This window comes from Botrimarina mediterranea (assembly GCF_007753265.1).
GTDB lineage: Bacteria > Planctomycetota > Planctomycetia > Pirellulales > Lacipirellulaceae > Botrimarina > Botrimarina mediterranea.
Window position 1 is genome coordinate 2,908,559 of record NZ_CP036349.1, and the last position, 25,201, is coordinate 2,933,759.

At 63.8% G+C, this 25,201-nt stretch carries 25 protein-coding genes; 3 read left to right on the top strand and 22 right to left on the bottom strand.

The genetic code is table 11. The features are described 5' to 3' along the window. Positions 1-120: 120 nt before the first annotated feature. The 13 genes from Spa11_RS11310 to Spa11_RS11370 all read right to left on the bottom strand — a co-directional run bounded on the left by Spa11_RS11310 (position 121) and on the right by Spa11_RS11370 (position 11,104). Positions 121-2,256, bottom strand: coding sequence for a secretin N-terminal domain-containing protein (locus Spa11_RS11310; protein WP_145112253.1), 2,136 nt, complete (start codon positions 2,254-2,256; stop codon positions 121-123). A 34-nt stretch (positions 2,257-2,290) separates the two neighbouring features. Further along, positions 2,291-2,920: a hypothetical protein gene (locus tag Spa11_RS11315; protein ID WP_145112255.1), complete on the bottom strand. Its 630-nt coding sequence runs from the start codon at positions 2,918-2,920 to the stop codon at positions 2,291-2,293. Then, positions 2,917-4,467, bottom strand: a complete 1,551-nt coding sequence (locus Spa11_RS11320; protein WP_145112257.1) for a PilN domain-containing protein — start codon at positions 4,465-4,467, stop codon at positions 2,917-2,919. Before Spa11_RS11320 ends, Spa11_RS11315 begins: the two co-directional genes overlap by 4 nt. Before the next feature lie 24 nt (positions 4,468-4,491). Further along, on the bottom strand, positions 4,492-4,857 hold the full coding sequence (locus tag Spa11_RS11325; RefSeq protein WP_145112259.1) for a hypothetical protein: 366 nt from the start codon (positions 4,855-4,857) through the stop codon (positions 4,492-4,494). A 26-nt stretch (positions 4,858-4,883) separates the two neighbouring features. After that, positions 4,884-5,402, bottom strand: coding sequence for a prepilin-type N-terminal cleavage/methylation domain-containing protein (locus Spa11_RS11330; protein ID WP_145112261.1), 519 nt, complete (start codon positions 5,400-5,402; stop codon positions 4,884-4,886). Next, positions 5,399-5,878, bottom strand: coding sequence for a type IV pilus modification PilV family protein (locus Spa11_RS11335; protein WP_145112263.1), 480 nt, complete (start codon positions 5,876-5,878; stop codon positions 5,399-5,401). The genes Spa11_RS11330 and Spa11_RS11335 overlap by 4 nt, the downstream gene beginning before the upstream one ends. A 35-nt stretch (positions 5,879-5,913) precedes the next feature. Then, on the bottom strand, positions 5,914-6,408 hold the full coding sequence (locus Spa11_RS11340; protein ID WP_197529928.1) for a pilus assembly FimT family protein: 495 nt from the start codon (positions 6,406-6,408) through the stop codon (positions 5,914-5,916). Between the two features lie 21 nt (positions 6,409-6,429). Then, positions 6,430-6,747 carry a type II secretion system protein gene (locus Spa11_RS11345; protein WP_197529929.1) on the bottom strand — a complete coding sequence of 106 codons (318 nt, stop codon included), beginning with the start codon at positions 6,745-6,747 and terminating at the stop codon, positions 6,430-6,432. Positions 6,748-6,903: 156 nt separating this feature from the next. Next, positions 6,904-7,251 (bottom strand): type II secretion system protein, encoded by a 348-nt coding sequence (locus Spa11_RS11350; protein ID WP_197529930.1) that lies wholly within the window; start codon positions 7,249-7,251, stop codon positions 6,904-6,906. Positions 7,252-7,253: 2 nt separating this feature from the next. After that, a complete protein-coding gene (locus Spa11_RS11355; RefSeq protein ID WP_145112269.1) occupies positions 7,254-8,402 on the bottom strand; it encodes a type II secretion system F family protein in 1,149 nt (382 codons plus the stop codon). 12 nt (positions 8,403-8,414) lie between these two features. Continuing rightward, positions 8,415-10,103, bottom strand: coding sequence for a GspE/PulE family protein (locus Spa11_RS11360; RefSeq protein WP_145112271.1), 1,689 nt, complete (start codon positions 10,101-10,103; stop codon positions 8,415-8,417). Positions 10,104-10,138: 35 nt separating this feature from the next. After that, complete coding sequence (locus Spa11_RS11365; protein WP_145112273.1) at positions 10,139-10,528, bottom strand: response regulator transcription factor; 390 nt, start codon at positions 10,526-10,528, stop codon at positions 10,139-10,141. A 180-nt stretch (positions 10,529-10,708) separates the two neighbouring features. Next, a complete protein-coding gene (locus Spa11_RS11370; protein WP_145112276.1) occupies positions 10,709-11,104 on the bottom strand; it encodes a CBS domain-containing protein in 396 nt (131 codons plus the stop codon). A 232-nt stretch (positions 11,105-11,336) separates the two neighbouring features. On the opposite strand from Spa11_RS11370, the gene Spa11_RS11375 reads away from it, so the two are divergent. Next, entirely contained in the window at positions 11,337-12,482 is a 1,146-nt protein-coding gene (locus Spa11_RS11375; protein ID WP_145112278.1) for an ACP S-malonyltransferase, read from the top strand. A gap of 89 nt (positions 12,483-12,571) precedes the next feature. Here Spa11_RS11375 and Spa11_RS11380 read toward each other — a convergent pair whose 3' ends face one another. Next, positions 12,572-14,242 (bottom strand): outer membrane protein assembly factor BamB family protein, encoded by a 1,671-nt coding sequence (locus Spa11_RS11380; RefSeq protein WP_145112280.1) that lies wholly within the window; start codon positions 14,240-14,242, stop codon positions 12,572-12,574. Positions 14,243-14,341: 99 nt separating this feature from the next. Here Spa11_RS11380 and Spa11_RS11385 point away from each other — a divergent pair, with 99 nt between their 5' ends. Together Spa11_RS11385 and Spa11_RS11390 are read left to right on the top strand one after the other, a co-directional pair. Beyond that, positions 14,342-15,769 carry an anthranilate synthase component I family protein gene (locus tag Spa11_RS11385; RefSeq protein ID WP_231933245.1) on the top strand — a complete coding sequence of 476 codons (1,428 nt, stop codon included), beginning with the start codon at positions 14,342-14,344 and terminating at the stop codon, positions 15,767-15,769. Next, the gene (locus Spa11_RS11390; protein ID WP_145112282.1) at positions 15,766-16,341 is read left to right on the top strand and encodes an anthranilate synthase component II; all 576 of its coding nucleotides are present in this window, start codon (positions 15,766-15,768) and stop codon (positions 16,339-16,341) included. The genes Spa11_RS11385 and Spa11_RS11390 overlap by 4 nt, the downstream gene beginning before the upstream one ends. Before the next feature lie 20 nt (positions 16,342-16,361). On the opposite strand, the gene ccoS is transcribed toward Spa11_RS11390, so the two are convergent. From ccoS to ccoN, 8 genes are read right to left on the bottom strand one after another with little or no spacing between them, the layout of a single operon-like run. Next, entirely contained in the window at positions 16,362-16,520 is a 159-nt protein-coding gene (gene ccoS / locus Spa11_RS11395) for a cbb3-type cytochrome oxidase assembly protein CcoS (RefSeq protein WP_145112284.1), read from the bottom strand. 3 nt (positions 16,521-16,523) lie between these two features. Further along, complete coding sequence (locus Spa11_RS11400; protein WP_261342291.1) at positions 16,524-19,025, bottom strand: heavy metal translocating P-type ATPase; 2,502 nt, start codon at positions 19,023-19,025, stop codon at positions 16,524-16,526. Beyond that, positions 19,022-19,810, bottom strand: coding sequence for a sulfite exporter TauE/SafE family protein (locus Spa11_RS11405; protein WP_145112289.1), 789 nt, complete (start codon positions 19,808-19,810; stop codon positions 19,022-19,024). Before Spa11_RS11405 ends, Spa11_RS11400 begins: the two co-directional genes overlap by 4 nt. Continuing rightward, entirely contained in the window at positions 19,807-20,331 is a 525-nt protein-coding gene (locus Spa11_RS11410; protein ID WP_145112291.1) for a FixH family protein, read from the bottom strand. Before Spa11_RS11410 ends, Spa11_RS11405 begins: the two co-directional genes overlap by 4 nt. Continuing rightward, the gene (gene ccoG / locus Spa11_RS11415) at positions 20,318-21,787 is read right to left on the bottom strand and encodes a cytochrome c oxidase accessory protein CcoG (protein ID WP_145112293.1); all 1,470 of its coding nucleotides are present in this window, start codon (positions 21,785-21,787) and stop codon (positions 20,318-20,320) included. Before ccoG ends, Spa11_RS11410 begins: the two co-directional genes overlap by 14 nt. Before the next feature lie 29 nt (positions 21,788-21,816). After that, on the bottom strand, positions 21,817-22,422 hold the full coding sequence (locus tag Spa11_RS11420; protein WP_145112295.1) for a cbb3-type cytochrome c oxidase N-terminal domain-containing protein: 606 nt from the start codon (positions 22,420-22,422) through the stop codon (positions 21,817-21,819). Positions 22,423-22,433: 11 nt separating this feature from the next. Beyond that, complete coding sequence (locus tag Spa11_RS11425) at positions 22,434-22,742, bottom strand: hypothetical protein (protein ID WP_145112297.1); 309 nt, start codon at positions 22,740-22,742, stop codon at positions 22,434-22,436. 17 nt (positions 22,743-22,759) lie between these two features. After that, positions 22,760-25,153 (bottom strand): cytochrome-c oxidase, cbb3-type subunit I, encoded by a 2,394-nt coding sequence (ccoN, locus tag Spa11_RS11430; RefSeq protein ID WP_145112299.1) that lies wholly within the window; start codon positions 25,151-25,153, stop codon positions 22,760-22,762. Positions 25,154-25,201 lie beyond the last annotated feature (48 nt).

Below are 25,201 nucleotides of genomic sequence, written 5' to 3' on the forward strand. Positions count from 1 at the left end.
GCGGTGAGACCTCAACGCTCGCTTCAAGCGTAGGTTGCTCGCCGTTGCACGCCTGTTGGGGCGCCGCCCGAGGTTGTGCACGGCTCGCCGGCACAATCACGACACGCAGTACAACTGGAATCACCGCCAGAACTGCCAGAACGACTTGTTCTCCGCTTGCTTTTCCAAGGGCGGCGCTGGGTCGGCGAAGAGCCGCTCGCGGTTGGGGTTGACGCTTCCGGGGGCCCGGAAGCGAGAGTCGTAGTCGATCCGCATTGGCTTCTGGGATTGATCGACTTCTGGCTCGGACTCTCCTGCCCGGGGTGAGTCCGAGAGAGGCGTCGCGTATGCGACTGCCACGCGGGTTGCCGGCGGCAAGCGTCGCACGCTCCGACGCAGATCGGCCTGGCTCTTGTCTGACGCTGACGAAGCCCTGCCGATCGGATCGACCGTCTCCACCGGATCGGCCGAAGCCGGTGGGGAAGGGAGCACCTCATGCGAGTCGGGACCGTGTTCGGGAGTTACGTCGGTCGGACTCTCGGGGGCGGCGTACTCGGAAGTTGCGTACTCGGGAGTTGCATACGGCGTCAAAGCATGATCGACGATGGCGTTTTCGCAGTCGCAAGGCGCCGTCCCGTTGCAATGAGGGCAGCCCTCTGCGGGCGGGACACGATCCAGCCGACACCGAATCGTGTCGGCGGTTACACGGTCACGCTCGTCGAGGCAGTCGTTGTAGCCAACAATCTCGGGGGTAAGGAAGACGACCAACTCACTCTCCCGGATCTGCGTGTCGTGTGATCGGAAGAGACGCCCGATGTAACGGACGTCCTTGAGCAGCGGGACGCCGTTGAAGTTGCCGACATCGGAACGCTGCCGCAGGCCGGCGATCATGATCGTCTGCGAGTTGGCGACGCGAACGCGGGTCGTTGCGCGACGGGTCTCGATGATCGGCTGATCGGTTTCGGGCGTGTAGCCGGCGAGGCGACTGAACTCGGGGATGACCGTGAGATCAATCGTGGCGTCGCGGGCGATCTTGGGGACGACGTCGAGCTTGATGCCCACCTCTTTGAACGCCGTCGTGCCGATGTTGCCGCCACCGGTCGTCTGCGTGAGCTGCTGGAAGGGGATTTCCGAGATGCTCTCGATCTTGGCGGGCTCGTTGTCCATCACCGTGACGTTAGGGTCAGCTAGCAAGCGTGAGTCTTCCGCCTGTTGCAACGCGACCACCATCGATTGAAGGTTGAAGTTCCCTTCCAGGGCGTAGAACGTGAACGCTCCACCGTTAGCCGTCGATGCGAGTGGCGAAATTGTCTGGGCCGCCACCTGCATGCCCGATTTGTTCTTCCCGATGACGGCGCCGTTAGCGTCGACTGCGCCGTTGGTGACGCCGCCCCAGTTGACGCCAATCTGCTCCATATCGCTGAGGCTGATGTCGTAGATCAGCGCCTTGATGTTCACCTGCGGTCGCGGGCGGTCGAGCCTTGTCAGCACCGACTCGACCATGCGGATGTTCTCCGGATAATCGACAACCAAGAGTCGGTCATCGCCGTCAACCGGCGCCGAGCGTCCCTCGGCGCTCAACACCACCTCCAGCGCCTGGGCGGCGTCGGCGGCGGGGACGAAATGGGTGCGGAAGTAGGCCACTTCGAGTTGCCTTGGCCCCACGCCGTGCGAGCCGACGCCGCGGCCTGCTGTATCGAGTTGCTTGATCAGGTCGCGTATCATCTCGACCCGATCGGGGAAATCCACGACCAAGATGGCGCCGGCCGTCGGCAGGGGTCGGATTTGGCCCTGCGGCGTGCTCATCAGCTTTGCCGCTTCGACAACTTCGTCCACATCGCTGACGCCGACGGGGATTGTCTCGGAGACAAAAAAAGGATTGATCTGCCCGAGGGCCTCGAGGCGGCTCACGACGAGACTGCCGCCGACCGGCCGATAGGCGAACCCGTTGGAGAGCAGGATCGTGTCGAGGATGTCGCGGAGCGGGGCGTCCTTGAAGACGCCGTTCACCGATCCTTCAACCTTCGCGGCGACGATGTTGACGCCCCACAGCTCGCTGATGGTGAAGAGGGCGTTCTCTAGGGTCGCATCACGCAGCGTGAGGTCGCCGCGCCGGCTCAGCGAGTCCAAGACTTGCTGAGAAGCGGCCACTCGGCTGGCCGCGGTTGGGGCCGACGATTGCCCCATCGACACGCCGACGGCTAGGCAGACCAAAGCGACGCCCAACGGCCGCGCCAGCCATGGCGTGTTCGTGGTCGATTTGGGGCGTCGTCCCATGGGTCGTCCTTGACCGCACCTCGCGGGCCGCCTGTTAGGCGACGTCGCTGTTCCGTATGAGAGCGAAGTACCAGAGCGTCAGGTCGAGCTGCAGCTCGCTTTCCCTCTGACTCGTCGGTTTCAATTCGATCGTATTGGCGTGTTTCAGTCGTGTGTCAGCGTCGATCGCCTTCAGCAAAGCTAAGACCTCAGTACTCGAGCCAGTCACGCTGAACGCCACGGTTCTTGTCTGTAGCTGAAACAGCGTCTCTTTACTGGCTGCCGGACTCGTAGAGACGGGCGTCAGTGGATTGTCGTTTCCGCTCCATGGCTTCATCGTCGGCGCAGCCAGATCGATCCGCCGCACGCGGCAGCCCGATTGCCTCGCGGCCTCGACCAGCCATGACCGCAAGGCGCCGAGCTGCGCCTCATCGACCACGAGTTGTCGGAGCCCGCCAAGCTGCTCCTGCTTCTCCGCGAGCAGCCGCTCGTAGTCGGGCAGACGCGCGGCGGTTGCTTCCGCTTGCGTCAGTTCCTCCTGCAAGCTTGCCCTTTCGGATCGCTCTGCGAGTAGTAGATCGACCTGCGGTAACGCGCTCACGAGGCCTATCAGTAACGTGACGCCTGTAACGATTAACCAACGGTGCTTGCTTTGAGCGAGCCGCTCGGCGAGGTTCTCGATCATTTTCCCCCTCTCTTCGGCGCCGCCATTGCTGGCGCCAGCTTGATGTCCACGCCAAAGCTGGTGGCGGGACCTTGTGGTGTTTGTTCGACGCCGGTGCCTCGCAACGCGACGTCGTGATAGGTAGGCGCCTCATCCAGATAGCGGACAAACTCGTAGACGCTTTCCTCGGTGTAGCTGGCGCCGAGCACCGTCGCGCTGCCGCGATCGTCGAACTTGAGTTCTTTCAGCCAAACGTCGTCGGGCAGGCAATATCCGACTCCCTGGACGAGCGGCGTCACCCGCCTCTCGGGTGTGACTTCTTCCAACCGCGTGAGCTGCTCAATCTCGAGGGCCGCGTTTGCGAGTTCGTTGCTCAACTTCTGACCGCGCAAGTGCCCTGGCTTCGCGGCTTGAACCCGTGCACGCAGAGTCGTGAGCTGCGACTCTTGTTGTAAGTTGAACAGCCAGAGCCCCGTCGCGAGCAGCAGGGCCGCCGCGATGGGCGCCGCAGCGCGGATCAGGAAGGGTCGGATTGGCTCTTTAGCTTGGGCGTGGATTTCGTCCATCAGGTTGGGGCTGACGCCGGTTTCGTCGAACCTCCCACGCAAAGCTAGCCCCAACGTGGCGCCCATCTCTGCGGTGATCACGCCCGGGTCTGCCAAGTTCCAGAAATCCCCCAGCCGATCCATTGGCAAGACGCCCGTCTTGAGACCGAGCTTGGTTTGAGGCTTCGCGACCTTCACCTCGGAAGGCTCGCCGACCAGCCACATGCGGTCGAGGTCGCTTGGCGTAGCGCCATACTGCCGTTGGCAGAATCGATGAAGACGGTCGTGGTGATCGTCAACGACTTGGCCGAGACGGTCCGACTTCGAATCCAGCGAGGGGCGATACTCCAAGAGCAATTGACCGGCTCGCGCAACACCGATCTCGAATCGACCCTCGTCGAGCTGCGCGAGGATAGCTGCAGAGTCGCAATCGGCTTCGAGCACACCGTGGAGGCGACTCAATGACACCAAGGCGGACTCGACGACATCAACAACCAAACCCGCCGACTGCGACGCTTCAACCAGCAGCGCGAGAGTCCGTTGGTTGGTGACCGTCACTAGCGCGTGCTCGTGACGGGCGTCGATGTGCTTGCGGGCGATCGCGGTGGTCTTGGGTCCCGGCCCAAGCGCCAAGTAGAGCTGGCTGCGTTCGCGGACATCGGATATTTCCTGCTCGACCCGCGCTGTGGCGCCGGTCGTGGCGCGGTTGACGCAAAGGGTGCTGCTGATGGCGAGCGACACCTGACATCCCGCGAGTCGCTCTTCAGTCACCAGCACCCGCAGCGCCGCTGCTAGCTCCGCTCTCCCCTGATCGCAGAGGAGATTCGGCGCCTCTTGCCGCCAGTGGAGGGTTCGAGTCCGCAGGGTCGGCAGCGTGTCCTTCTCTGTGTCAATGACCACCGCAACCCGTAGCATCGACTGCCCGAGTTCAATGGCGACACGTCGCGTCTCGGCGTGGCGCCGCCGCGCAGAGAGGTTGCGTCGTTCTTGAGTTTTCCGACGGTCGCTTGGAGTTGGTCTCATAGTAGTTCGGTATTGAGTCGGACCTCAGAATTCGACCGTGGCCGATATGGTGCGTGAGCCGAGCCCCGAGTACCCCGTGGCCGTGACAAGGACGTTGCCGGCGCCGTCGTCCAGCGCCGTCGCCGAGTAGCCGGCGGGCTGCAGTGCCGGGGGGAGAACGCCGTCGGTGACCGTGCCGCGCCAGGCGGAGTCAGCCAGCAACTGGGCGCAGACGTGATGGACGCCGGCGTTCGCCCAATAGAGCGACTGCTCGTATTCGATCGAATTGCGGGTGACGGCGAGCTGAAGCGTCTCGGTCTGAGCGATGTTGAGCACGAAGGTGCTTACCATGCAGACCAGAAAGAGGCACATCAGCAACGCGACCCCACGGCGGTTCGGGCGGCGAGACACGTTGTCGAACCGGCGGCTCAATTTGCTCACCATGACCGTACCCATGCGCAAGCGGAATAGGTGCGTGTCCCGCCGGCGGGAAGCAGCGTTGTCAGGACGGCGTGAACGGTTTGCGTTTCGCCCGGGATCGCGGTGGGCGTGACGCCGTCCGCTTCGTAACCGATGAAAGTCAGCGTCTGGATGTCGTCCGCCAACGGCTGAGCGGCGCCGCCGTTGACGCTGAGCGTGACGCTGGTTCCGCTATGGTCCCAGGCGAGCGTTGTGCCGTCGGCGAGGGCGATCGTTAGGGCGCCACTCGGGTTTGACGCCGCGGTAATCGCCGTCACGCCCGCCGCTTGGCGGACATTCTGCACAAAGTGACGGAGGACCGCAGCGGCATTGGCGGACCGGTCGATGTCCGCCTCGTGAGCCTGCCAAGCCGTGTAGTTCGATCGCAGCAGCGCGACGGACGACGTCATCATGGTCGCCGAGATAACGGTCGCGGTCATCACCTCGAGCAAGGTGACGCCGCGGCGCTGGTCGTGTTGGCGACGGTGCTTTGTCACAGAGACAACGCCTCGTAGGTGGCGAACTTACCGATCTTGGTGCGGAACGTACAACGCATCTCGCCGGCACTCAGGGCGTCGTCGGCGTTGGAGTCGTAATAGACCGTCGAACGGATATCCATCAGCATGCCGACGACTCCGCCACTAGCGGCTTCGTCCGAGCAGGTTGTTGTGTAGCGGATATCGGGATGACCATCGGCTGAGTAGTCGCCCGACTGCGTGCCCTCGACCCAGGTCGCCGCCACGACGCCCAAACGCTCTTCGACTTGCGACGCCGCGTAAAGGGCGAGCAACTGTCGGCGGTCGTCTTCGAGGCTGCGTTCCATGCCGTAGCGGACAAACTCTACCGCCGGGACGAGGGTCGCCGCCATCAGCGCAATCGCCGCGACGACCTCGACAAGCGAGTATCCACGATGCCGCGCAAGCCGAGGCGCTAGCGCAGAGCTGGGGTGTCGTCGGTACGGATCGCGAGGCATGCGGAAGCGTAGCTCACCCCACGGTGCGGGCGCCGCTAGTTTGTCTTCGCAAAGCCGATTCGCCCTGTGACGGCGTTGATGGTGAGGGCCCAGTCCCACTGGCCGTCGCTGATCGTGATCATGCCACCGGCAAGCGGCGTGCTGAGCCCGCCGCCATGGTTAAACTGCCAGCGATCGCTGGCGGCCGTCACGGTCACTCCGTTTGGAACGGCAAGGGTCGCGTCGGTGGGTGAGTCGCCGCCCGAAGCGGACCGCACCACCTGAATCGAATCAACCACGCCGGCGGTCCTGTAGAAGACAACAGCGGCGGGCGTCCCTTCGGCAATGGCTTGGCGTCGCGCGACGCTGAGTGACATCGCAACGCTACGGGCGAAGCCCTGGGCCGATGCGGTTCGCAGGGCGCCGTCTCCCCACTTTAAGAGGCCCATGGCGCCGAGCATCCCCACGATTGCGACGACGGTCGCCATCTCCAAAAGCGAATACGCACGCCGCTCGAGACGAGGGCGTGCGTAGGGCTTGGTGTTCGTCATACCCATCGAACGCGCACGGCCTCAGTCAAGGCGGTGCGTCGTTGTGTTCATCGTGTAGGCGGAGTTGTCGATCGGGTTCACCGGGATGCCGTCCGGGAAGTAGGCGGGCACGTCCAGCTCCGTCAGGTTCGCCGAAGGCCACGAGCCGCTCTCGATGTAGTAGCGCTCGATGGCGGCGTTGATGGTGCCCTTGTTGTGAAGGTTCACCTTGGCCTTGGCGGTGTCGCTCGATGTCGTCACGCGCGGGACGACAATCGCGGCGATGATGCCGAGGATCGTGACAACAGCCAGCAGTTCCATCAACGAGAACGCATGGCGACGATGACGGGGGCGGTTCATGATCGGATCGTCAACCTTCATACCGGGAAACTGGTGAGCCGATATCGGCGTTTTATGCGGGCAGGTGGTCAGCTGGCACTCAGATGCAAAAGCGTAGGTCACCTTTCGCGCCGCAAACTGATAGCCGTAGTTTTTTGCAGAAGGGCGTCCGCCGTCTCAGTGGGTGTGCCCGACCACGTCCCCGGATGTATCGATTGTGTAGGTTGATCCATCGACCGGGCAGGTCGGCAGGCCGGTGGGGAAGTAACCGCCGTCGGCGCCGACGTCGGGCAGTCCTGCCGACGGCCATTCTCCGTGGACCCGACGCCAGAGCATCGATTGCAACTCGATCTCGGCCCGGTTGACCTGACACGCCGCACGGTTGCCACGGACAGCGGCGGACTCGGTGCGCGGCAGCGCCATCGCGGCGAGCAGCCCTAGGATCGCGACGACGGCCATCAGTTCGGTCAACGAGAAGGCGCGCCGCGTCACTCGTCGGCGATAGAGCAGGCGTTGCTCGGTCACGATCACGCCCCTACCGTATTGATCATGTCGAACATCGGGAGGTAGATCGCCAGCAGGATCACCGCCACCGCCGCCGCCATCGAGATGGTCAGCGTCGGCTCGATGACGCCAATCGCTAGATCGGTCTTCCGTGCGATTTCGTCTTCTAGCAGGTTGCGGATCTCCCGCGTCGATTTGGTTAAGCGACCGGTTTGCTCGCCGACGATCACCAGTTGGCTGACCATCGGCGGGAACAACTCGGCGTGGCGTTCGACCTCACGGCTGAACCTTTCGCCTTGCTGCACGGCGCGGCGCAACGCGGCGACGCCGTCCTTCATAGCGCGGTTGCGGACCGAATCGCCGGCTTCCTCAAGGGATTCGGCGAGGGTGAAGCCCGCCTCCATTAGGCTGCCGAGGACTTCCATGAGTTGCAGCAACGCCATGTCGCGGAGCATCGGTCCGATCAAGGGGAGACGGAGCAAGAAAGTATCGATGCGCTTCGCCAATGCGTCGTTCTGACGCAGCCGATGGAGCACCACCGGCGTCCCAACCATGGTGAGCAGGGCAATCCACCAGTAGGACTGGGCGACGCTCCCCACGGCGATCATGACCTGCGTGATCGCCGGCAAGGGGACGTTGGCGGAGGCATAAGTCTTCTCGAAGACGGGGACCACGTAGCAGAGCAGGAATGTCACCACCGCGGCGCCAACCGTCGCCAGCACGATCGGGTAGGCGAGCTTCTTGACGACGTTCTCTTTGATCTTGCCGGCCTTCTCACGCTGCTCGGCGACCTGCAGCAGCGTGTCCGGAAGCGTGCCGGCACGCTCGCCGACACGGATCTGACTGACCGTGACGCGGTCGAAGGCGCCATCGAGCTGACCCAGTGCGTGGCTGAAGGAGTCGCCCGACTCGACGCGGTTGCGGAGTTGCTTGAGCGTATCGCGCCGTTTCTCTAGCGACTTCTCTTCGGCAAGGGCGCCGATCGCCTTGGGAAGCGAGACGCCATTGCTGGTCAGCGTCGCCAAGTTCCGCAAGATGACGGTGACATCCTTGGGAGTGAGTCGATTCGCATGGCGCGCGTTGAGCGTCCAAGCCGCGGCCTTGCCGGCTTTCGGGCGCAGCGATTCGCCTAACAGCGTCGGGGCGAGCGACTTCTTGGCGGTGGTTCTCATCGCGTATCTCAATCAGCTCGAGAGCTTGTAGTAAACCTCTTCGAGCGTTGTACGGCCGGCGAAGACCTGCTCGATGCCGGCGTCGGCGAGGGAGACGAGGCCCTGCTTGTGAGCGATCTCGCGCAGTTTCGACGCCGGCGCGCCACGCTCGACCGCGTCGCCCAACTCGGGCGTCATCACCATGATCTCGTAGATCGGCAGCCGGCCTGAGTAGCCCGTGCCGAGACATTTCCGGCAGCCGCGGCCGCGATAGAACTTGGCGTTTCGTGGCGGGACCTGGGTCCCCATCAGCTTGGTCCAGAGTTGCTCGTTGGGCTGCGTCAGTTCCTTGCACTCGGGGCAGATCGATCGCAACAGGCGCTGCGCCACCGACCCTAGCAGAGCGCCGGCGATCTTGAAGTTGTCGACTCCAAGGTCGTTCAGGCGCTGGACGGCGCCGATGGCGTCGTTGGTGTGCAGTGTGCTGAGCAGCAAATGCCCAGTCAACGCGGCTTGCACCGCGGTGGTGGCCGTCTCATGGTCGCGGATCTCGCCGACCATGATGACGTCGGGGTCCTGCCGCATGATGTACTTCAGCGCATTGGCGAACCCGAGGCCGTGCTCGTTATCGCTGGCGACCTGATTGACGCCCGTCAACCGGTACTCGACCGGGTCTTCGACCGTCACGATGTTGCGGCAGACGGCGTTGAGCTTCGCTAGCACCGAGTACATCGTCGTGCTCTTGCCCGAGCCCGTCGGCCCGGTGACGACGATCATGCCGTGTGGTTTGTCGATCAGCTCCTGAACCTTCTTGAGGTCGCGCTCGCCGAGACCGAGGCTCGTCAGGTCGAAGTTCTTGCTCCCCTCGTCCAAGAGACGCATCACAACCTTCTCGCCGCCAACCGTGGGGATGGTGCTGACGCGGAAGTTGACGCGGCTGCCGCCCTCGACGATCGTCAACCGGCCGTCCTGCGGGCGGCGGTTCTCGGTCGTGTCCATATCGGCCATGACCTTGATACGCGCGACGACCGCCTCTTCGGTGTGGTTGGGGATCGTCATCACCGGCTGCAGCTCGCCGTCGACGCGGTACCGCACCCGCATCTCCGGGACGTGCGGTTCGAGGTGGATGTCGCTGCAACCCGCGTTGATGGCGCCGGTGAGGATTGACGTCACCAGCCGCACCACCGGCGCCTGCTCTTCATCAGCGACGACCGTGGCTTCGAGGTCTTCATCAACGCTCTCCTCGGCGGCGGCGAGGTCGGCGAGTTTCATGTCGACGATAGTTTGCCGAGCGGTGAGCCGGTCGTCGAAGCCGCGATCGAGCGCCGCCTGGATTGCGTGCTCGAGCGCCACCAGTGGCTGCACGTGGTACCCGGTGATTAATTCCGTTTCGCTGATCGTGTCGATGTCGTCCGGCGCCACCATCGCCAGCTGCAACGACCCTTTGCCAACGCCGACCGGGACACAGCTCCGCTGCCGGGCAAGGTCCTCGGGCACGAGTCGTGCGATCTGTGGGTTCACCGCTTGCGGCACGATGTCCATGTAGGGGACGCCGTACTGTTCCGATAGCGCGTCGCCCAGCTGCTGGATCGAGATCAGGTTGCGGCGCAGCAGGATCTGCCCAAGCACGCCGCGCTCCGACCCCTGCGCAGCGAGGGCCGCGTCGAGCTGCGCTTGCGTGATAAAACCACGCCGCACCAGGATGTCGCCGAGCCTTGCCATGAGAGATTACGCCGCGAGTTTATAACGAAGGGGCCTTAGGCTTCGACCGTGGTGAGCAATCGTTTGAGTTTGCGCTCGAGCATCAGCGGGTCGTACGGCGTCACCAAGTAGTCGTCCGCGCCGGCGTTAAACGCTTTCTGCACGTCCGTCAGTTCGGCGTGGGGTGAGAGCAGCATCACGGGGACGCCCGAAGTGCGGAGGTCGTTGCTAAGCCGGTCCACGAGGTCCATGCCGTCCATGTCGGGCAGGAAGTGACCAATGACGATTGCGTCCGGGAGCATCTGAGCGAGCCAAGTGATCCCCTCGGCGCCCGACGCCACTGCGGCGACGGCGTGCCCCAACAGCTCCAGTCGGAACTGGGTGATCTCGCGCAGCGTCGCGTCTTCCTCGATGAGGAGAATCGTCGCTTGATGCTTGTCGGCCATGCTGGTGAGTTATCGCGGACGGATTGTGGGCGCAGAACGCCTAGCGGTATGTACGTCGCCAGGGTTTGCCGTCAACTACAGCGACTGAAAACCGCCCCGCGCAAGGATCAAGGCGCCGGTCTCGAGCGTGAGACCGACGCCTTGGGCGTTGGATTATGCGGATTGTCGCGGCGCCGCCGACTAGCACGCCGCGTACGGCGCCTCGGCGTAGTGGAGCGCCCGCAGAACGTCGCGTCTGGCAACAAGCCCCACGAGCCGGCCATCTTCCATCACCGGGAGTCGCCTGACGCGGTGCAAGATAAAGGCGTCGGCGACTTTATTGATCGGGTCGCTGACGTTGATGGATAGGACGTCAGTCGTCATGTGCTCGGCGACGAAATCATCCGAGACGTTGTTGTCGTACGCCATCGCCAGCAGCGCAAACTCGGTGACGATGCCGACAAGATTCCCAGCCGCATCGACTACCGGGAGCCCGCTGACGCTATTCTCCAGCAGCTTATCGGTCGCTTCACGGATCGACGACTCGGGCGAGATCGTGACGATCTCACGAGTCATGATGTCCTTGACAGTGAGCATGTCGGTCTCGGCGACAGAGTCGGCTTAGGTGGGGCGCGGAGAGAAGCAACGGCGAATCAACTCTAGTGCGCAATCGGGATAGCGGCCCGATGACGAGGATCGGTTGCGGATTGCTGCTAGTCTCCCTCGGGTCCGGAAGCGCCGGCTGTAGCGACGGCGCCGGCGACGAACCGGGCGTCCATCGGTGACGTACAATGAACCGTCCCCACCGTGCGTCTGCCGAGGCGCTGCGATGCCTGCTTCTCTCGCTAACCGCCTGCCGTTCACCGCTCTCGCGCTGCGCGGGTACAACCAGACGAACCTGGGCCGCACCGGCGAACTGCTTGCCGTGCCCGCCTACCATGACGTCGTCGAGCGGCGCCTCGCAGAAGCGGGCGAACTCTGTGGCGTGGTCACCGGCCGCCAGGTCGATCTCATCGCCCGCGTCGCCGACGAGCGCGAGGCGGGCCTCGACGCCTATTCGGAGGCGATCGCCCTGGTCTTCGCGGCCGAGCTGGCGCAGCTCGACCTGCTACGCGACGTACACGGCATTGACCCGCACAAGGCGGGCCGGGCGTTTGGGTACAGCCTGGGCGAGCTCACCGCCGTCGCCGCCGCGGGCCTGTACCCGCTTGAAGCGGTGATGCGCATCCCTTTGTCGCTCGCCGAGGACTGCGCGGCATTGGCGTCGAAGGTGACGATGGGCGTCGTCTTCTCACGCAAGACGGCGCTGAGCGAGGCGGCGTTGCAACGCGTCTGCGAGGAAGTCACGGCCGAAGGCAGTGGCGCCGTCGCGATCTCGGCGATCCTCGCCCCCAACACGATGCTCATCATCGGCGAGACCGATACGCTGGAACGCGTCCGCAAACGATGCGAAGCGTGGGATGGACCGCCTGTGCTGATCCGCCCCAACGACGGCGCCTGGCCGCCGCTGCATACGCCGCTCGTGAGCGAGTTGCATATCCCCGACCGGGCGACGCTGATGATCCGCGGCGTGCCCCGGCTCAGCGAGACGCCGCGCCCGCCGATCTGGTCGCTCGTCACCGGCCAGCGCGAGTACGAGGGGGATAGCGGGCGGGGGGTTTTGCGGCGCTGGATCGATTCGCCCCAGCGGCTGTGGGACGTCGTTCACGCCACCTTGGCGAGCGACACCCGGACCGTACTACACGTCGGCCCCGCGCCGAACGTCATCCCTGCGACCTTTCATCGCCTCGCCGAGAACGTCGTCAAGCAGACCCTCCAATGGTCGCTTAGCGCTGTCAGCAAACGCACGATACAACGGATGGCGGGATCGGCGTGGATGGCGCCGCTGCTGCCGAAGAGCGGCTTCTTGCTCCGCGCGCCGATGATCGAACAGATCGTGCTCGAAGACTGGTTGTTAGAGCACGCCCCACGATGAGCTCCGGGCGCTGACGCTTACGGCTCGCCATCGATCGAGAACGGAGAGCCGTAAGCGTCAGCGCCCGGAGCGCATTATTGACTCTCTCTTCAATCCGTCGCCAACGGCAAGCGATACGCCGCCGCCTCCACCGCGTTACGCACCAACAGCACGTCACCAACAATGACCGGGTTGTTCCAGCAGGTCTCCTTCTCGGCCAGCACCTTTAGCGACGCCACTTCTCGGTAACGCTCTGGCGACGCATCGACCAGCACGACCTCGCCGATCTCTTCGGTCATCACCAGGATGTAGTCGCCCACGAGCAAGACTTGGCCGAAGCCTAGCTTCGGACGCCGGCGGCTCGACCACTGCTTCTTGCCGGTGGCGATTTCGATGCACTGCAAGTCATCGCCGTCCATCGCATAGGCGTAGTCGCCGCGGACGACGGTGTTGCTGAACTTGGTTTGCAGCACGCGTTGGATTGGCGGCGTCCAAACGTTCTCAGCGGACCAAGCGTCTCCGTCACGGATTACTTGGAGTAGAGAGGAGCCGTGGCTGTATCCCTTTGTCAGTAAGATTTGATCGCCCGGAAGCTCGATCGGTTGGCTACAAGTCGGCATGTTATCACTGCTGCCGTACCACGGGTGCTCGAACAGCACCGACCCGTCGGCGACGCGATGGGCCATCAAGTAGTCATCGACCGTCTGCAGTATCACACGCTCGCCGTGCAGCGTGACCAGTTCGGGCGAAGCATACGAGGTCTGCCGCGATCCGTTGCTCCAAACTTCTTCGCCGGTCTCGGCGTCGAAGGCGACGAGCGACGCGTCGAAGCCTTCGGTCGCTTCCGCAGGCGCTCCGACGTTGACGACCACGAGGTCACGCTCGACGCCGTCGTTGCTCGCCGGCACGAACAGGGGCGAGCCGCTTTTGCCCCAGACAATCAGTTCGGCCTTGTACTCGGCGATCGTGTCGACATCCCAGATCGGCTGGCCCGTGCGTGCGTCGAGGCACTTCACCATCCCTTGCGCGCCCTGGGTGTAGACGCGGTCGCCGACGATCGTCGGCGTCGCGCGCGGCCCCTGACGGCCCATGTTTCCTTGGAAATCGGTGGGATCGAAGCGGGCCTTGTCGGCGTGCGACCAAACGGGCTCGCCCGTCTCGACGCGGTAGCAGACGACGAGCTCGTCTTCACCGCGCTGCTCTTGAGTGATCGCGTACTTGCCATAGACGGCGAACGCCGACCAGCCCGCGCCAACCTCGCGACGCCAGAGCTCTTGCGGCGGGTTGGTTTCCCAGTCCACCGCGATCGGAGGCCCGACCGCTTCCGCCCAGGCGCCCTCGCCAAGAAACCGGGGGTAGTTGTATTCGCCCGGGCCCCAATCCGTGACGCCATCCTCTTCACTCACCACATCGACGCCGGCGAGGAGTTCGTCCGCTTTAACGTCGCCGCGGCGCATCAGGCCGACGATCTCGCCGGCGCCGTTAAACTGCATCGCGTAGAGCGAGTTGAAGATGGCCAGCGCAGCAAACGGCGCGACGCCGATGGCGAGCCGCAACCAGACCGGCCCGCGGCCGCGGATGGCGTACCAAAGGGCGAGCCCCAGCACCGCCAGCAGCGGGCCGATGATGTTGGCGCCGACGCGGATATCGACCGTGAAGCCGGCGAACTCGATCGCTAGCCGCAACGCCGCCAGCAAGCCGAGCCAGACCCAAGGGAAGATCACACGGCGGCGCCGTTTGGCCGGCTCTTGGGTCTCGGACTCGGCGTTCTCTGGGGGCATGTTCCGTTTCGCCTCGGGCTACTACCGTAGTGGGATTGGCTGTGCGTCCATCGTAGCGCGGCCCCGCGATTCCGACAACGCTTGCCGCCTTCCTGCGATATGCCGACCGCCGATACGCTCGCCCCATCGGACGCGATGACGCCGCTGGTGGTCGAACTCGACCGTTCGTTGCGCCCGGAGGACGCGTTTGTCGCGCTCGCCGGCTTGCCCCACGCCGTCTTCTTCGACAGCGCGATGCGGATGCCTGTTCTCGGGCGTTACTCTTACGTTACGGCCGACCCGTTCGATTGGCTCACGATCCCGTCCGATGGCCGCGCCGCAATCGACTCGCTATTCGATCGCCTGAATCGCTACCGCTCCGCGACCGTCGAAGGCTTACCGCCCTGGCAGGGGGGCGCCGCCGGTGTTGTCGGCTATGAGGTAGGCCGAAGCCTCGAGCGTTTGCCACGCCCTCGTTGGGACGAGTTTCAGCACCCGGCGCTGGCAATGGGCTTCTATGACTTCGTGGTCGCCTTCGATCATGCGGAGGGTCGTGCGTGGGCGATATCGACGGGACTCCCGGCCTGTGGCGACGATCGCCAACGTCGCGCGGAATGGCGAATGCAGCAGGTCCTCGACGGCTTGGCGAAGGGTTCGCCGCCGCAAGCGTTCGAGCACTGCCAGCCGGTCTCGCAGGAAGACCTTGCGCCGTCGTTCGCCACACCCTACGGCGTAGGCGTGGCAAGCAACTTTTCACGTGGCGGTTATCTCGCCGCGGTGGATCGTGTCCTTGAGCATCTTCGGGCCGGTGACGCCTTTCAGGTCAATCTTTCGCAAAGGCTGCTGCTGCCCGACCCTGGCGACCCTGTCGAGATGTACCTGCGGCTGCGTGAACGCAATCCGGCGCCCTTTGGCGGTTACGTCGATGGTGGCCCTTGGCAGGTCGCCAGCGCTTCGCCCGAGCGGTTCTTGCAAGTGGCCGGTCGCTGTGTTGAGACACGGCCGATCAAAGGGACTCGCCCGCTCGGCGTCGCGGCCGGCGCCGAGTTGCTTGCCAGCGAGAAGGACCGTGCGGAGAACGTGATGATCGTTGATCTGTTGCGGAACGATCTCTCACGGGTCTGCAAGGATGACTCGGTCGCCGTACCAACGCTGTTTGGGCTAGAGCCTTACGCCCATGTGCAGCACCTCGTGTCGGTTGTGACGGGTCGCTTGCGGGATGAGTGTGGCGTGGCTGATCTGCTTGAAGCGACGCTGCCGGGCGGTTCGATCACGGGCGCGCCGAAGGTTCGCGCTCAGGAGATCATCGCCACGCTAGAGCCCACCGCGCGAGGCGCGTACTGCGGGGCGATTGCATGGATCGGGTTCCCCGACGCGGCCGGCAGACAGGCGATGGACAGTAGCGTGTTGATACGGACGCTGACGCGCTCGCGCGGTTGGGTCCAGGCCCCGGTGGGCGGGGGCGTCGTCGTACAGTCGGACCCCGCGGCGGAGTACGAAGAGACTTGGCACAAGGCGGCGGGTCTTGTGGACGCGGTGGCGCCATGATCCTTGTGCTCGACAATTACGACAGCTTCGTCCACAACCTGGCGCGGTACGTCCGGCTCGCCGGGTACGAGACACAAGTCGTCCGGAGCGACGCGATCGACGCCGACGGCGTCGCGGCGTTGTCTCCCGAAGCCTTAGTGCTCTCGCCCGGTCCCGGAACGCCGGCTAACGCAGGATGCTGCGTCGAACTCGTGCGCCAATTCAGCGATACCTTGCCGATCCTTGGCGTCTGTCTTGGTCACCAAGCAATCGTCGAAGCCTTCGGCGGCCGTGTCGTCCGCACCGCGGAACCACTGCACGGACGGACTTCGTTGATACGCCACGATTGCGGCAAACTCTTCGCCGGCGCCCCGTCACCGCTGACGGTTTGTCGTTATCACTCGCTAATTGCCGAGGCAGAGACGCTTCCCGACTGCCTCCGCGCGACGGCGTGGACCGACGATGGTGTGGTGATGGCCGTCGAACACCGCAGCCGCCCGATCTTCGGCGTGCAGTTCCACCCCGAGGCGATCCTCACCGAGGCGGGGCAATTGCTCATCCGCAACTTCTGCGGCGCCATTCGCGAAGAGTAATGCGTCGAGAGGGCATCTTGCTAACGCCCTCTCTTCGTTTCCTGATCATCGAACAGCATCCGGTGGGCGGGCGTTTCGGTGTCGTCGAACTGCCCGTCACGCGCCGCCCAGATGAACGCCGTCACCGCGACGGCGGCGAGGACCAGCGCGATCGGCACCATAACGAAGACGACGGACATGGCTTACTCCCTTTTCGTAGAGCGTCGGTTCGCCAAGCTCGCCGCTGACGCCAAGACCGATAGCGAGCTGAGGGGCATGAGCAGCGCGGCGGCCAGGGGAGTGATCCAACCGATCGCCGCGAGCGACACGGCGACCGTGTTGTAGGTTAGCGAGATGGCGAGGTTGCGTCGCATCACGCCGAGTGTCCGACGGCTGAGGTCCACCAGCTCCACCAAGCGGCCAACGCCAGCCTCGGTTAGGTACACGTCGGCCGCAACGAGCGACGCCTCGGCGCCGCCGTGCACCGCGACGCCGATGTCGGCGGCCGCTAGCGAAGTGGCGTCGTTCACGCCATCGCCTACCATCATGACAACGCCGTTGCCGGCTAGTGTCGCCTCACGGACGCGAGCCAGCTTCTCCTCAGGCGCCATCTCGCTGTGAGCGTCGTTGCCATCGACGCCGACCGCTTCCGCCGCTAAACGCACCGGCCCCGACGCATCACCCGACAGGATCGCCGTGCGCCAGCCGGCGTCACGGAGCCACTGGAGGCGCTCGCGCGAGTCGGCGTGCAATTGATCCTTCAACCATAACACTGCCTCGCAACGCCCGTCCACGGCGGCGAGCACCACGGTCATGCCGCGCTCCAGGCCCAGCTGAACTATCTCGTGGTGGTGTTCTGCAATCGCAACGGCATTCTCAGCCGCGAATCGAGGCGAACTTACTAGCAACTGGCCAACTGGCGTGCGCGCTGTTACGCCGAAGCCGTGCTTCTCTTGCCGCTGACGCACTTGTTGCCGTGCCTCGGGTCCGACGGATGGAAGGTCCGCCACGATGGCTCTGGCGATAGGGTGGTTTGATTCTGATTCGATGGCCGCAATCCAAACGCGCAGCCGGTCATCGCCGTGGTATGCCTCGACGCGCATCTTGCCGCTGGTGAGCGTGCCGGTCTTATCGACGAAGAGTCGGCCAGGACAGTTGGGGCCGACGCTCGCCAGCTTCTCGAGGACCGCGGCGCTCTTGATGAGCATGCCCCGTTTGGCTCCGCTGCCGATCGCTACGGCCATTGTGAGCGGCGTCGCCAAGCCCAGGGCGCAGGGGCACGCAACGATCAACAGCGCGACCGTAGCGTCGATGCCGGGCTCAAGGCCCACCGTGCTCCACCACCAGGCGAGGTTGGCGATAGCGAGAGTCACGACGACCACGATGAACCGCCCCGCGATGCGATCGGCCATCTGGATGATTGGCGGCTTAGCGGCGAGGCCCTCTTCGACCAGCGACACGAGCCTGCCAATCCGCGTCGCGGCGCCAACTGTATCGACTCGCACACACAGCGTAGCGGCTACGTTCTGTGCGCCCGCGCAGACCGCGTCGCCGATAGCGACAGGCGTCGGCTGCGACTCACCGGTGAGTAGCGACTGATCGATCGCCGACTCGCCTTGCGTGACAACGCCGTCGGCGGGAAAGAGCTCGCCCGCTCGTACTTCGACAAGGTCACCGGATTGTAACGTGTCGATTGACTCGTCGATCAATACGCCGTCGCGCACCATGTGGCACTCGTCGGGGGTCATCGAAAGCATCAGGCCAACGGACTCTTGCGCCCAGCGCTGCTGACGTGCTTGTAAGAACCGCCCCACGAGCAGGAGGAACACCAGGGCGCTGAGCGAATCGAAGTAGACTTCGCCGCGATCGAGCAGCACGTTCATCGTGCCGGCAACTGCTCCGATGGCTAGGGCAAGGGCGATTGGCTGGTCGAGGTTCGCTGTCCGTGCCCGCCAAGCGGCCCACGCGCCGCGGAAGAAGGTCTGCCCCGGCCAGATGAGCGACAGCCAGCCGATCGCCAAGCTCAGCCAACGGAAGAGCGTCGCGAACTGCGCTTCGATGCCGTCGAAGACGCCCGCGTAGAGCGCCGTGGCGATCAACATGTTATTGCCCGCCAAGGCGCCGGCGATCGCCATGTTCACCAAGCGCCGCCGTTCTGCAATGCCCGCCGCAGCGCGGGCCGACCCGTCGCGGGCCGGGTGTGGCGCGTAGCCGAGTCGGTCGAGCGTCGTCGCTATCGTCGAAAGTGTGACGCCTTGCGGGTCCCAAGTGATCCGGGCCCGCGACGCTCCGAGCGACAACCGCGCCTCGACAACGCCCGGCGCGATATGCGGCAGTCGCTCGACTAGCCACACGCACGCCGCACAGTGGACACCTTCGAGGCGGAACTCGATACGGCGAAGCCCCGAGTCCGCTTCGGTCGTGTGCTTATCGAGAAACGATTGAGAGTCGTAGGCGGCGTAGCGTTTGTTTACCCTCCCAGTGGAAGCATGCCCGGAACCGAAGCGTTCGCGCAACGCGTAATAGTCGGCTAAACCGCAGCCGTGGATGGTCTCGTAAGCGACTTGGCACCCACTGCAACAAAACTGCTCCGTGGCGTCGGCGATGAAGAGCGCCTCGGGCACCGGTAGACCACAATGGTGACAGCCGCGCCTGGCAGATTTGCTACGTGTCTCGTTATCAGTTGCGTCTAGAACAGCGTTCACTTCTTGGCCTCCAACGCCGCGCGACAGCAAGGCGGGAGCACGCTTGGATCGGGCGTAGCGCCAGATGACGATTCGACAGCGACTTGTTGAGCCAAGTTCTCGGCCGAAAGCGTCATCCGCCCGCTCAGCGTCACACAGCCAACAGCCACCAGCGCCGCGGCGGTGGCGATCGGTAGTCGTTCGCCCAACACACCAGCGAGTTGACGGACGCCGACCCCCAGCGAAAGCAACACCGGCAGCGTGCCGACCCAGAAGGTCGCCATCACCAACGCCCCCTGAATTGGTCCCCCTGATCCAGCGGCGGTCACGACAAAGGCATAGAGCCATCCGCACGGCAGCAGCGTGGTAAGGAGGCCAATTACCATCGCGCGGGGCAGGGCGGCTTGCCGAGCGGCGAAGCGCTGTCCACGCTGCACGAGCCGGACCCACGCCGCGGGGGGACGCCAATGCCCGAATTTCGCCAAGCCAATCTTCCATTTCCGAAGTCGAGCGATCTCCGCCAGTCCGAAGAGCACCATCACGCCGCCTGCGAGCGCCAGAGCGATCGGCTGCAGTCCCGCCAGGGTCGAAGCCAAATCCAGCAACGCGCCGGCGGCTCCTGCCGCGGCGCCGACTACCATGTACGTCACCAGTCGCCCGCCGTGGTAGGCCGTGTGCAGCAGCGCCGCGGCGCCGCGCGAGCGACCGCCGCTCACGGCGATCGCGCAAAACGGGCCGCACATCCCCGCGCAGTGCAACGACCCAAGCAGGCTCGCCGACAGGACCGTCAGCAGCATCGCTGTCATGGCTTGGGCGCCTCGATCCAGAGGTCTTCGTCAACGAGCAGCCGATCCTCGCCGCGCTGCGCGACGGCGCTCAACCGCCATAACCCGTCGCGGCGTAGCGGCAAGACGGCTTCGTAAACGCCGAGCACCGCTTGGGGCTCGATCCGTTGCACGAAGCGATCCTGAGGCTTTGCGTGATGGTACATCGACAACTCAACCACCGCATTCTCGACCGGTGCGCCTTGCGAGTCTCGTAGCAGGAGTTGCACGCGGCGGTCGCCGTTGAGTTCCGCGAAGTCCAACGGCGTGAAGTCGAGTTTCCAGCCGAGCGAGTCACTCGCCCGCTTTGCCGCTTGCTGAGCGTCCCAGCCGAGAGCATCTTCGTACCCTGAGGGCGCCGTCACCGCGGCCGGGATCATTGCCGCCGCGACCGCTAGCGCGCCAACGATGATGAAGGCGTGACCCGCGAGCAGCGCGATGACGATCACGGGCCACTGGTAGTGCCTCCAGGCCGCGATTGGCTTCGCTTCAGGGCTTGGCATCAGCGGACTCACTTTCAGGGCTTGAGGGTGTGGTTGATGACTCGCGTTCGATGGCGCCGGTTACGGGGCCGAAGAGCAGGTAGACTTGCTCAACCGATTCGCCTACGTCATCGACGAACCGCAAGGTCGCTTTGACCGTGCCGCCGCGCTCTTGAAACGCTTCTTGGGGCGCCAGCAGATGAAGGGGCTCGGTCACCGATTCTCCAGCCCCGAGCTTCAGCTCGACGGAGCTGAGCAGGTGGAGAGACTCTGGCGCCACCGCCTCGACTCGGTAAGTTCGTTCTTGGTCGGTTCGGTTCACGAGCTTGGCGCGGAGGATGTTCTCGACCTCGCCACCTGCCGTGATGTTGAACGGGCTCCCCAAGCCGCGGAGCAGCGTCACGTCGAACGCCTTGCGGCTCACTAACAACGTGACGAATAGCACGCTGAGAGCCAGTATCAAACCCATGTAGATGAGCACCCGCGGACGGGCAATCGGCGTTGGCTTGCCTGCGAGCGCGGATTGCGAGCTGTAACGGATAAGTCCTCGGGGTAGGCCGACGCGGTCCATCACATGGTCGCAGGCGTCGATGCACTGTGTGCAGTTGACGCACTCGAGTTGCAACCCGTCGCGGATGTCGATGCCGGTTGGGCAGACCTCCACGCACTGGTGACAATCAACGCAGTCACCAAGTCCCTTTGCCTTCCGGTCGCGGCCATGGCCGCGTGGCTCCCCGCGGGTCGTGTCGTAGCCAACAATCAAGCTCGAACGATCGAGCAGCACTGACTGGAACCGTCCGTAAGGGCAACCGATGATGCACAGCTGCTCGCGCCAGTAGCAGAAGTCGAACAGGATCAGCACCGTGACGAACGCCACCAGCGCGAAAGCGCGGGGGTGCTCTAGGGGCGTCGAGTTCCAGATGTAGGTGTTGAGTTGATCCACACCGATAAAGTAGGCAAGGAACGTGTTCGCGAGGTGAACCGCGATGACGAGGAACACCAAGTACATCGCCACGGTGCGCCAACCGGCGACGGCATGGCGGGGTTTGCCACCCTTGCCCATCGTGCCCAGGCAGAGCCGTTCGATCGGACGAAAGACGAACTCCATATAGACCGTTTGCGGGCATGCCCAGCCGCACCACACTCGTCCCATGATGGCGGTGGCGAAGAAGACCGTCAGAAACACAATCAGCCCGAACACCGCGAGCAGTTCGAGGTCGGTGGGCCGAAACTCCAGCCCGAAGACCATGAAGCGGGCTTCCCACAGATCGAACTGCAATGCCTGCCGCCCATTGATCTTGATGAACGGCAGCAGCGTGTAGACAGCAATCAACGCATAGGCGACGACGCGTCGGCGTGACCAGAACCGCCCCGCCGCGAGCCGCGGCGTAAGCCAACGCCGGCGCCCGTCGCTCTCGAGCGTCGAGAGCACCCGCTCCTCGGGCGGCAGTACCGGCAGTTCATTCACCATGGCCATGAGATCGAATCAATGCGAGCCGGGTGGCCTCAGCCCCCGGAGGGCCAAGGAGCAATCTCAACGCCCTCCGTGAGTCGAGCGCTCTTCAAGTTCTTCCCACGCAGCGACGCCACGTACGCGGCGGCGAGCACGACTTCATTCGGGTGGAGGCGATTCCCCCATGCCGGCATGGCGCCGTTCTTCGCGCCGTCGCGGATCACTGTGGCGATGTCCTCGATCTTCTTGACGTTCAGGTAGTTGTCGTCGGTGAGGTTGGGGCCAGAGATGCCGATTCCTTCGGGGCCGTGGCACGAGACGCAGTTGGTCTTGAAGGTCGACTCGCCGACAGGGAGCCACTTGGGGTCGTTCATGAACTTGACGATCGTCGTTTCGTCGGGCGTCAAGTCGCCGATCTCTCCAAATTGCAGCCGCATGTTGTCGGCGAGGCTGGCCTGGTACTGGTCGGCGAGCGTGCGGCCTTGCAGCGGCGCATGGAACCAAATCGCATAGATCGGCGAGAAGACGATCGTCGCGACGAACATAAGCTCCCACCAGCGCGGCGTGGGGTTGTCGTATTCTTGGATCCCGTCGTATGAGTGACCGGTGAGGACTTCGTCGCCAGCGGGCTCAAGCGGAGTGGTGGATTCTTCGGCCATGCCGCGTTCCTTCAGTTGATCGAAACGAAGTTCTTATCGTGGCTGTTCGAGCCGTCGCAAACGCCGCACAAAACACTGTCCTCGTCGTCGAACGGGTCTTCAAGTTCACTCTCAAAGAGTTCTTGGAACTCCTCTAGCTCTGAGTCGTCCTCAACCCGATCAGCCTCATCGTTGAGCGGCAATGACGCCCAACCCGAGATCTGTTTGTAGAGCCGCGTCATTGTCCAGACGGTGATCGCGGCGTAGACGCCGAAGAAAGTGAGCAGTCCGTACACGGCGTACGGGGTGAGGCCGAGGTCGGCAATCGATTCTTTAACCATGATCCTTTCTTACGTTGTTAAGGCGCCGTCGCAGTGCGATCGGCGGGCGCTGGAGGCTCCGGGGTGACGCTTTTCTCGGCCGTTGTGCCGAGAACGCCAGAGTCCGCGGGCGACACTTCTTCGGCCGAAGCGTCGGGGGTTTTGAAGAGGTCCGTTCCAACTCGCTGGATGAACGCCACTAGGGCGATCACCTCTTTGTCGGCGAGGTCGATCGACTGGCCAAAGTTGCCGGCGCGGTCGGGGAGTTCGGTGTATGGTTGACCTTGGTTCTGCTCGACAAACTCTTTCGCAATCGAAGCGGCCTGCGCCTGAGCGTCGGCTTTCGCCTGCTCCAGATTGTCCCCCTCATACTGCGGGTACGGCACGCCGAGCGTCTGCATCGCCATCACGCGGAGCGGAATCGAGTCAAAGTCGAGCTTCTTCCGCATCAGCCACGGGTAAGGCGGCATGATCGAGCCGTCGTTGAACTCCTGCGGGTTGCGAAAGTGCAGAACGTGCCACTGATGGCTCTGCTTGCCCCCTTCGCGGGAGAGGTCGGGACCGATGCGACGCGATCCCCACTGGAACGGGTGGTCGTAAACGCTTTCGCCCGGCTTGCTGTACTCGCCGTAACGCTTAGTCTCGGCGACGGTGGGACGGATCATCTGCGAGTGGCAGTTGTAACACCCCTCGCTGACGAAGATGTCTCGCCCCGCCAGCTCAAGCGGCGTATAGGGCGTCACCGTAGCGATCGTTGGCACGTTCGAGCGGATGACGAACGTTGGCACCAGTTCGAGCAAGGATGCCGCCGCAACGGCAATCGTCGTCATAATGGTGAACTTAATCGGCATCCGCTCCCAGACGCGGTGCCACCACATACTGCTGAAGACGTCCCACGCCCGGGCGTAGTCGGTCACCGTCTCGAGGTTCGATGTCGGCGCCGTCTCTGGCGTGAAGGCCACGTCCTTCAGGGCGGGCGCCTCGTAGACAGGGACTTCGTAATTCGCCGGACGCGACTGCCAAGTCTTGTAAAAGTTCCAACTCCCGACGAGTGCGCCGGCGATGTAGAGGCTGCCGCCGATCGCCCTGAGATAGTACATCGGGATGATCGCTTTGGTCGTCTCGACAAAGTCGGGATAAGCCAGTGCGCCCTTGGAGTCAATCGTCCCCCACATCAGCCCTTGCAGAATGCCGGCGACGTAGAGCGGCAGCACGTAGACCAAGATGCCGATTGTCGCCACCCAGAAGTGGGTCTCGGCGAGTTTCGTGCTGTAGAGCTTCGTCTGGAAGAGACGCGGCGCGAGCCAGTAGCACATGCCGAACACCATGAAGCCGTTCCAGCCAAGCGCGCCGGCGTGGACGTGGGCGATGGTCCAGTCCGTGAAGTGGCTGAGGGCATTGACGTACTTGATCGAGAGCATTGGGCCCTCGAACGTGCTCATACCATAGAACGTGATGCCGACGACGAAGAACTTTAGCACCGGGTCAGTCGTCACCTTATGCCAAGCCCCGCGGAGCGTCAGAAGGCCGTTGATCATGCCGCCCCAGCTCGGCATCCACAGCATGAGCGAGAAGACCATGCCCAGCGTCTGCGCCCACTCAGGGATTGCCGAGTAGTGCAGGTGGTGTGGGCCGGCCCAGATGTAGATGAATACCAGCGACCAGAAGTGGAGGATGCTCAGGCGGTAGCTAAAGACCGGGCGATCCGCCGCCTTCGGTAGGAAGTAGTACATTAGCCCGAGGAACGGCGTCGTCAGGAAGAACGCCACCGCGTTGTGTCCGTACCACCATTGCATCATGGCGTCTTGGACGCCGGCGTAGATCGGGTAGCTCTTGATGATCGTGGGCGAGAGGATCGGCACCCACAGGTTGTTGAAGATGTGCAGCACCGCCACGGTGATGATCGTCGCGATGTAGAACCACAACGCGACGTACATATGACGCTCACGACGTGTCACGAGCGTCATGAAGAAGTTCACGCCGAAGAATCCCGCCCAGACGACAGCGATGGCGATGTCGATCGGCCATTCGAGCTCGGCATACTCCTTACTCTGCGTGATCCCTAGCGGTAGCGTCAGCGCCGCGGAGACGATGATCGCTTGCCAGCCCCAGAAATGAAGCCGGCTAAGCGTATCGCTCCACATCCGCGCCTTACAGAGTCGCTGGGTGGAGTAGTAGATCGCTGTGAAGATGCCGTTGCCGGCGAAAGCGAAGATCACCGCGTTGGTGTGCAACGGCCGCAATCGCCCAAAAGTGATCCACTCGATCCCACCGTTGAGCGAGGGGAAGGGCAACTGCAACGCGATCAGCATGCCGACGGAGAAGCCCACCAAACCCCAGATGAGGGTCGCGGCGAGGAACATCCGCACAATGGCGTCGTCGTAGCTGAAGCGTTCGAGCCGCGCATCGGCGGCGGTAGAGGACTCGCTCATCGCGTCAGAGATTCTCCGTGAATCGTATCGCGTCGGGGAACGATAGAA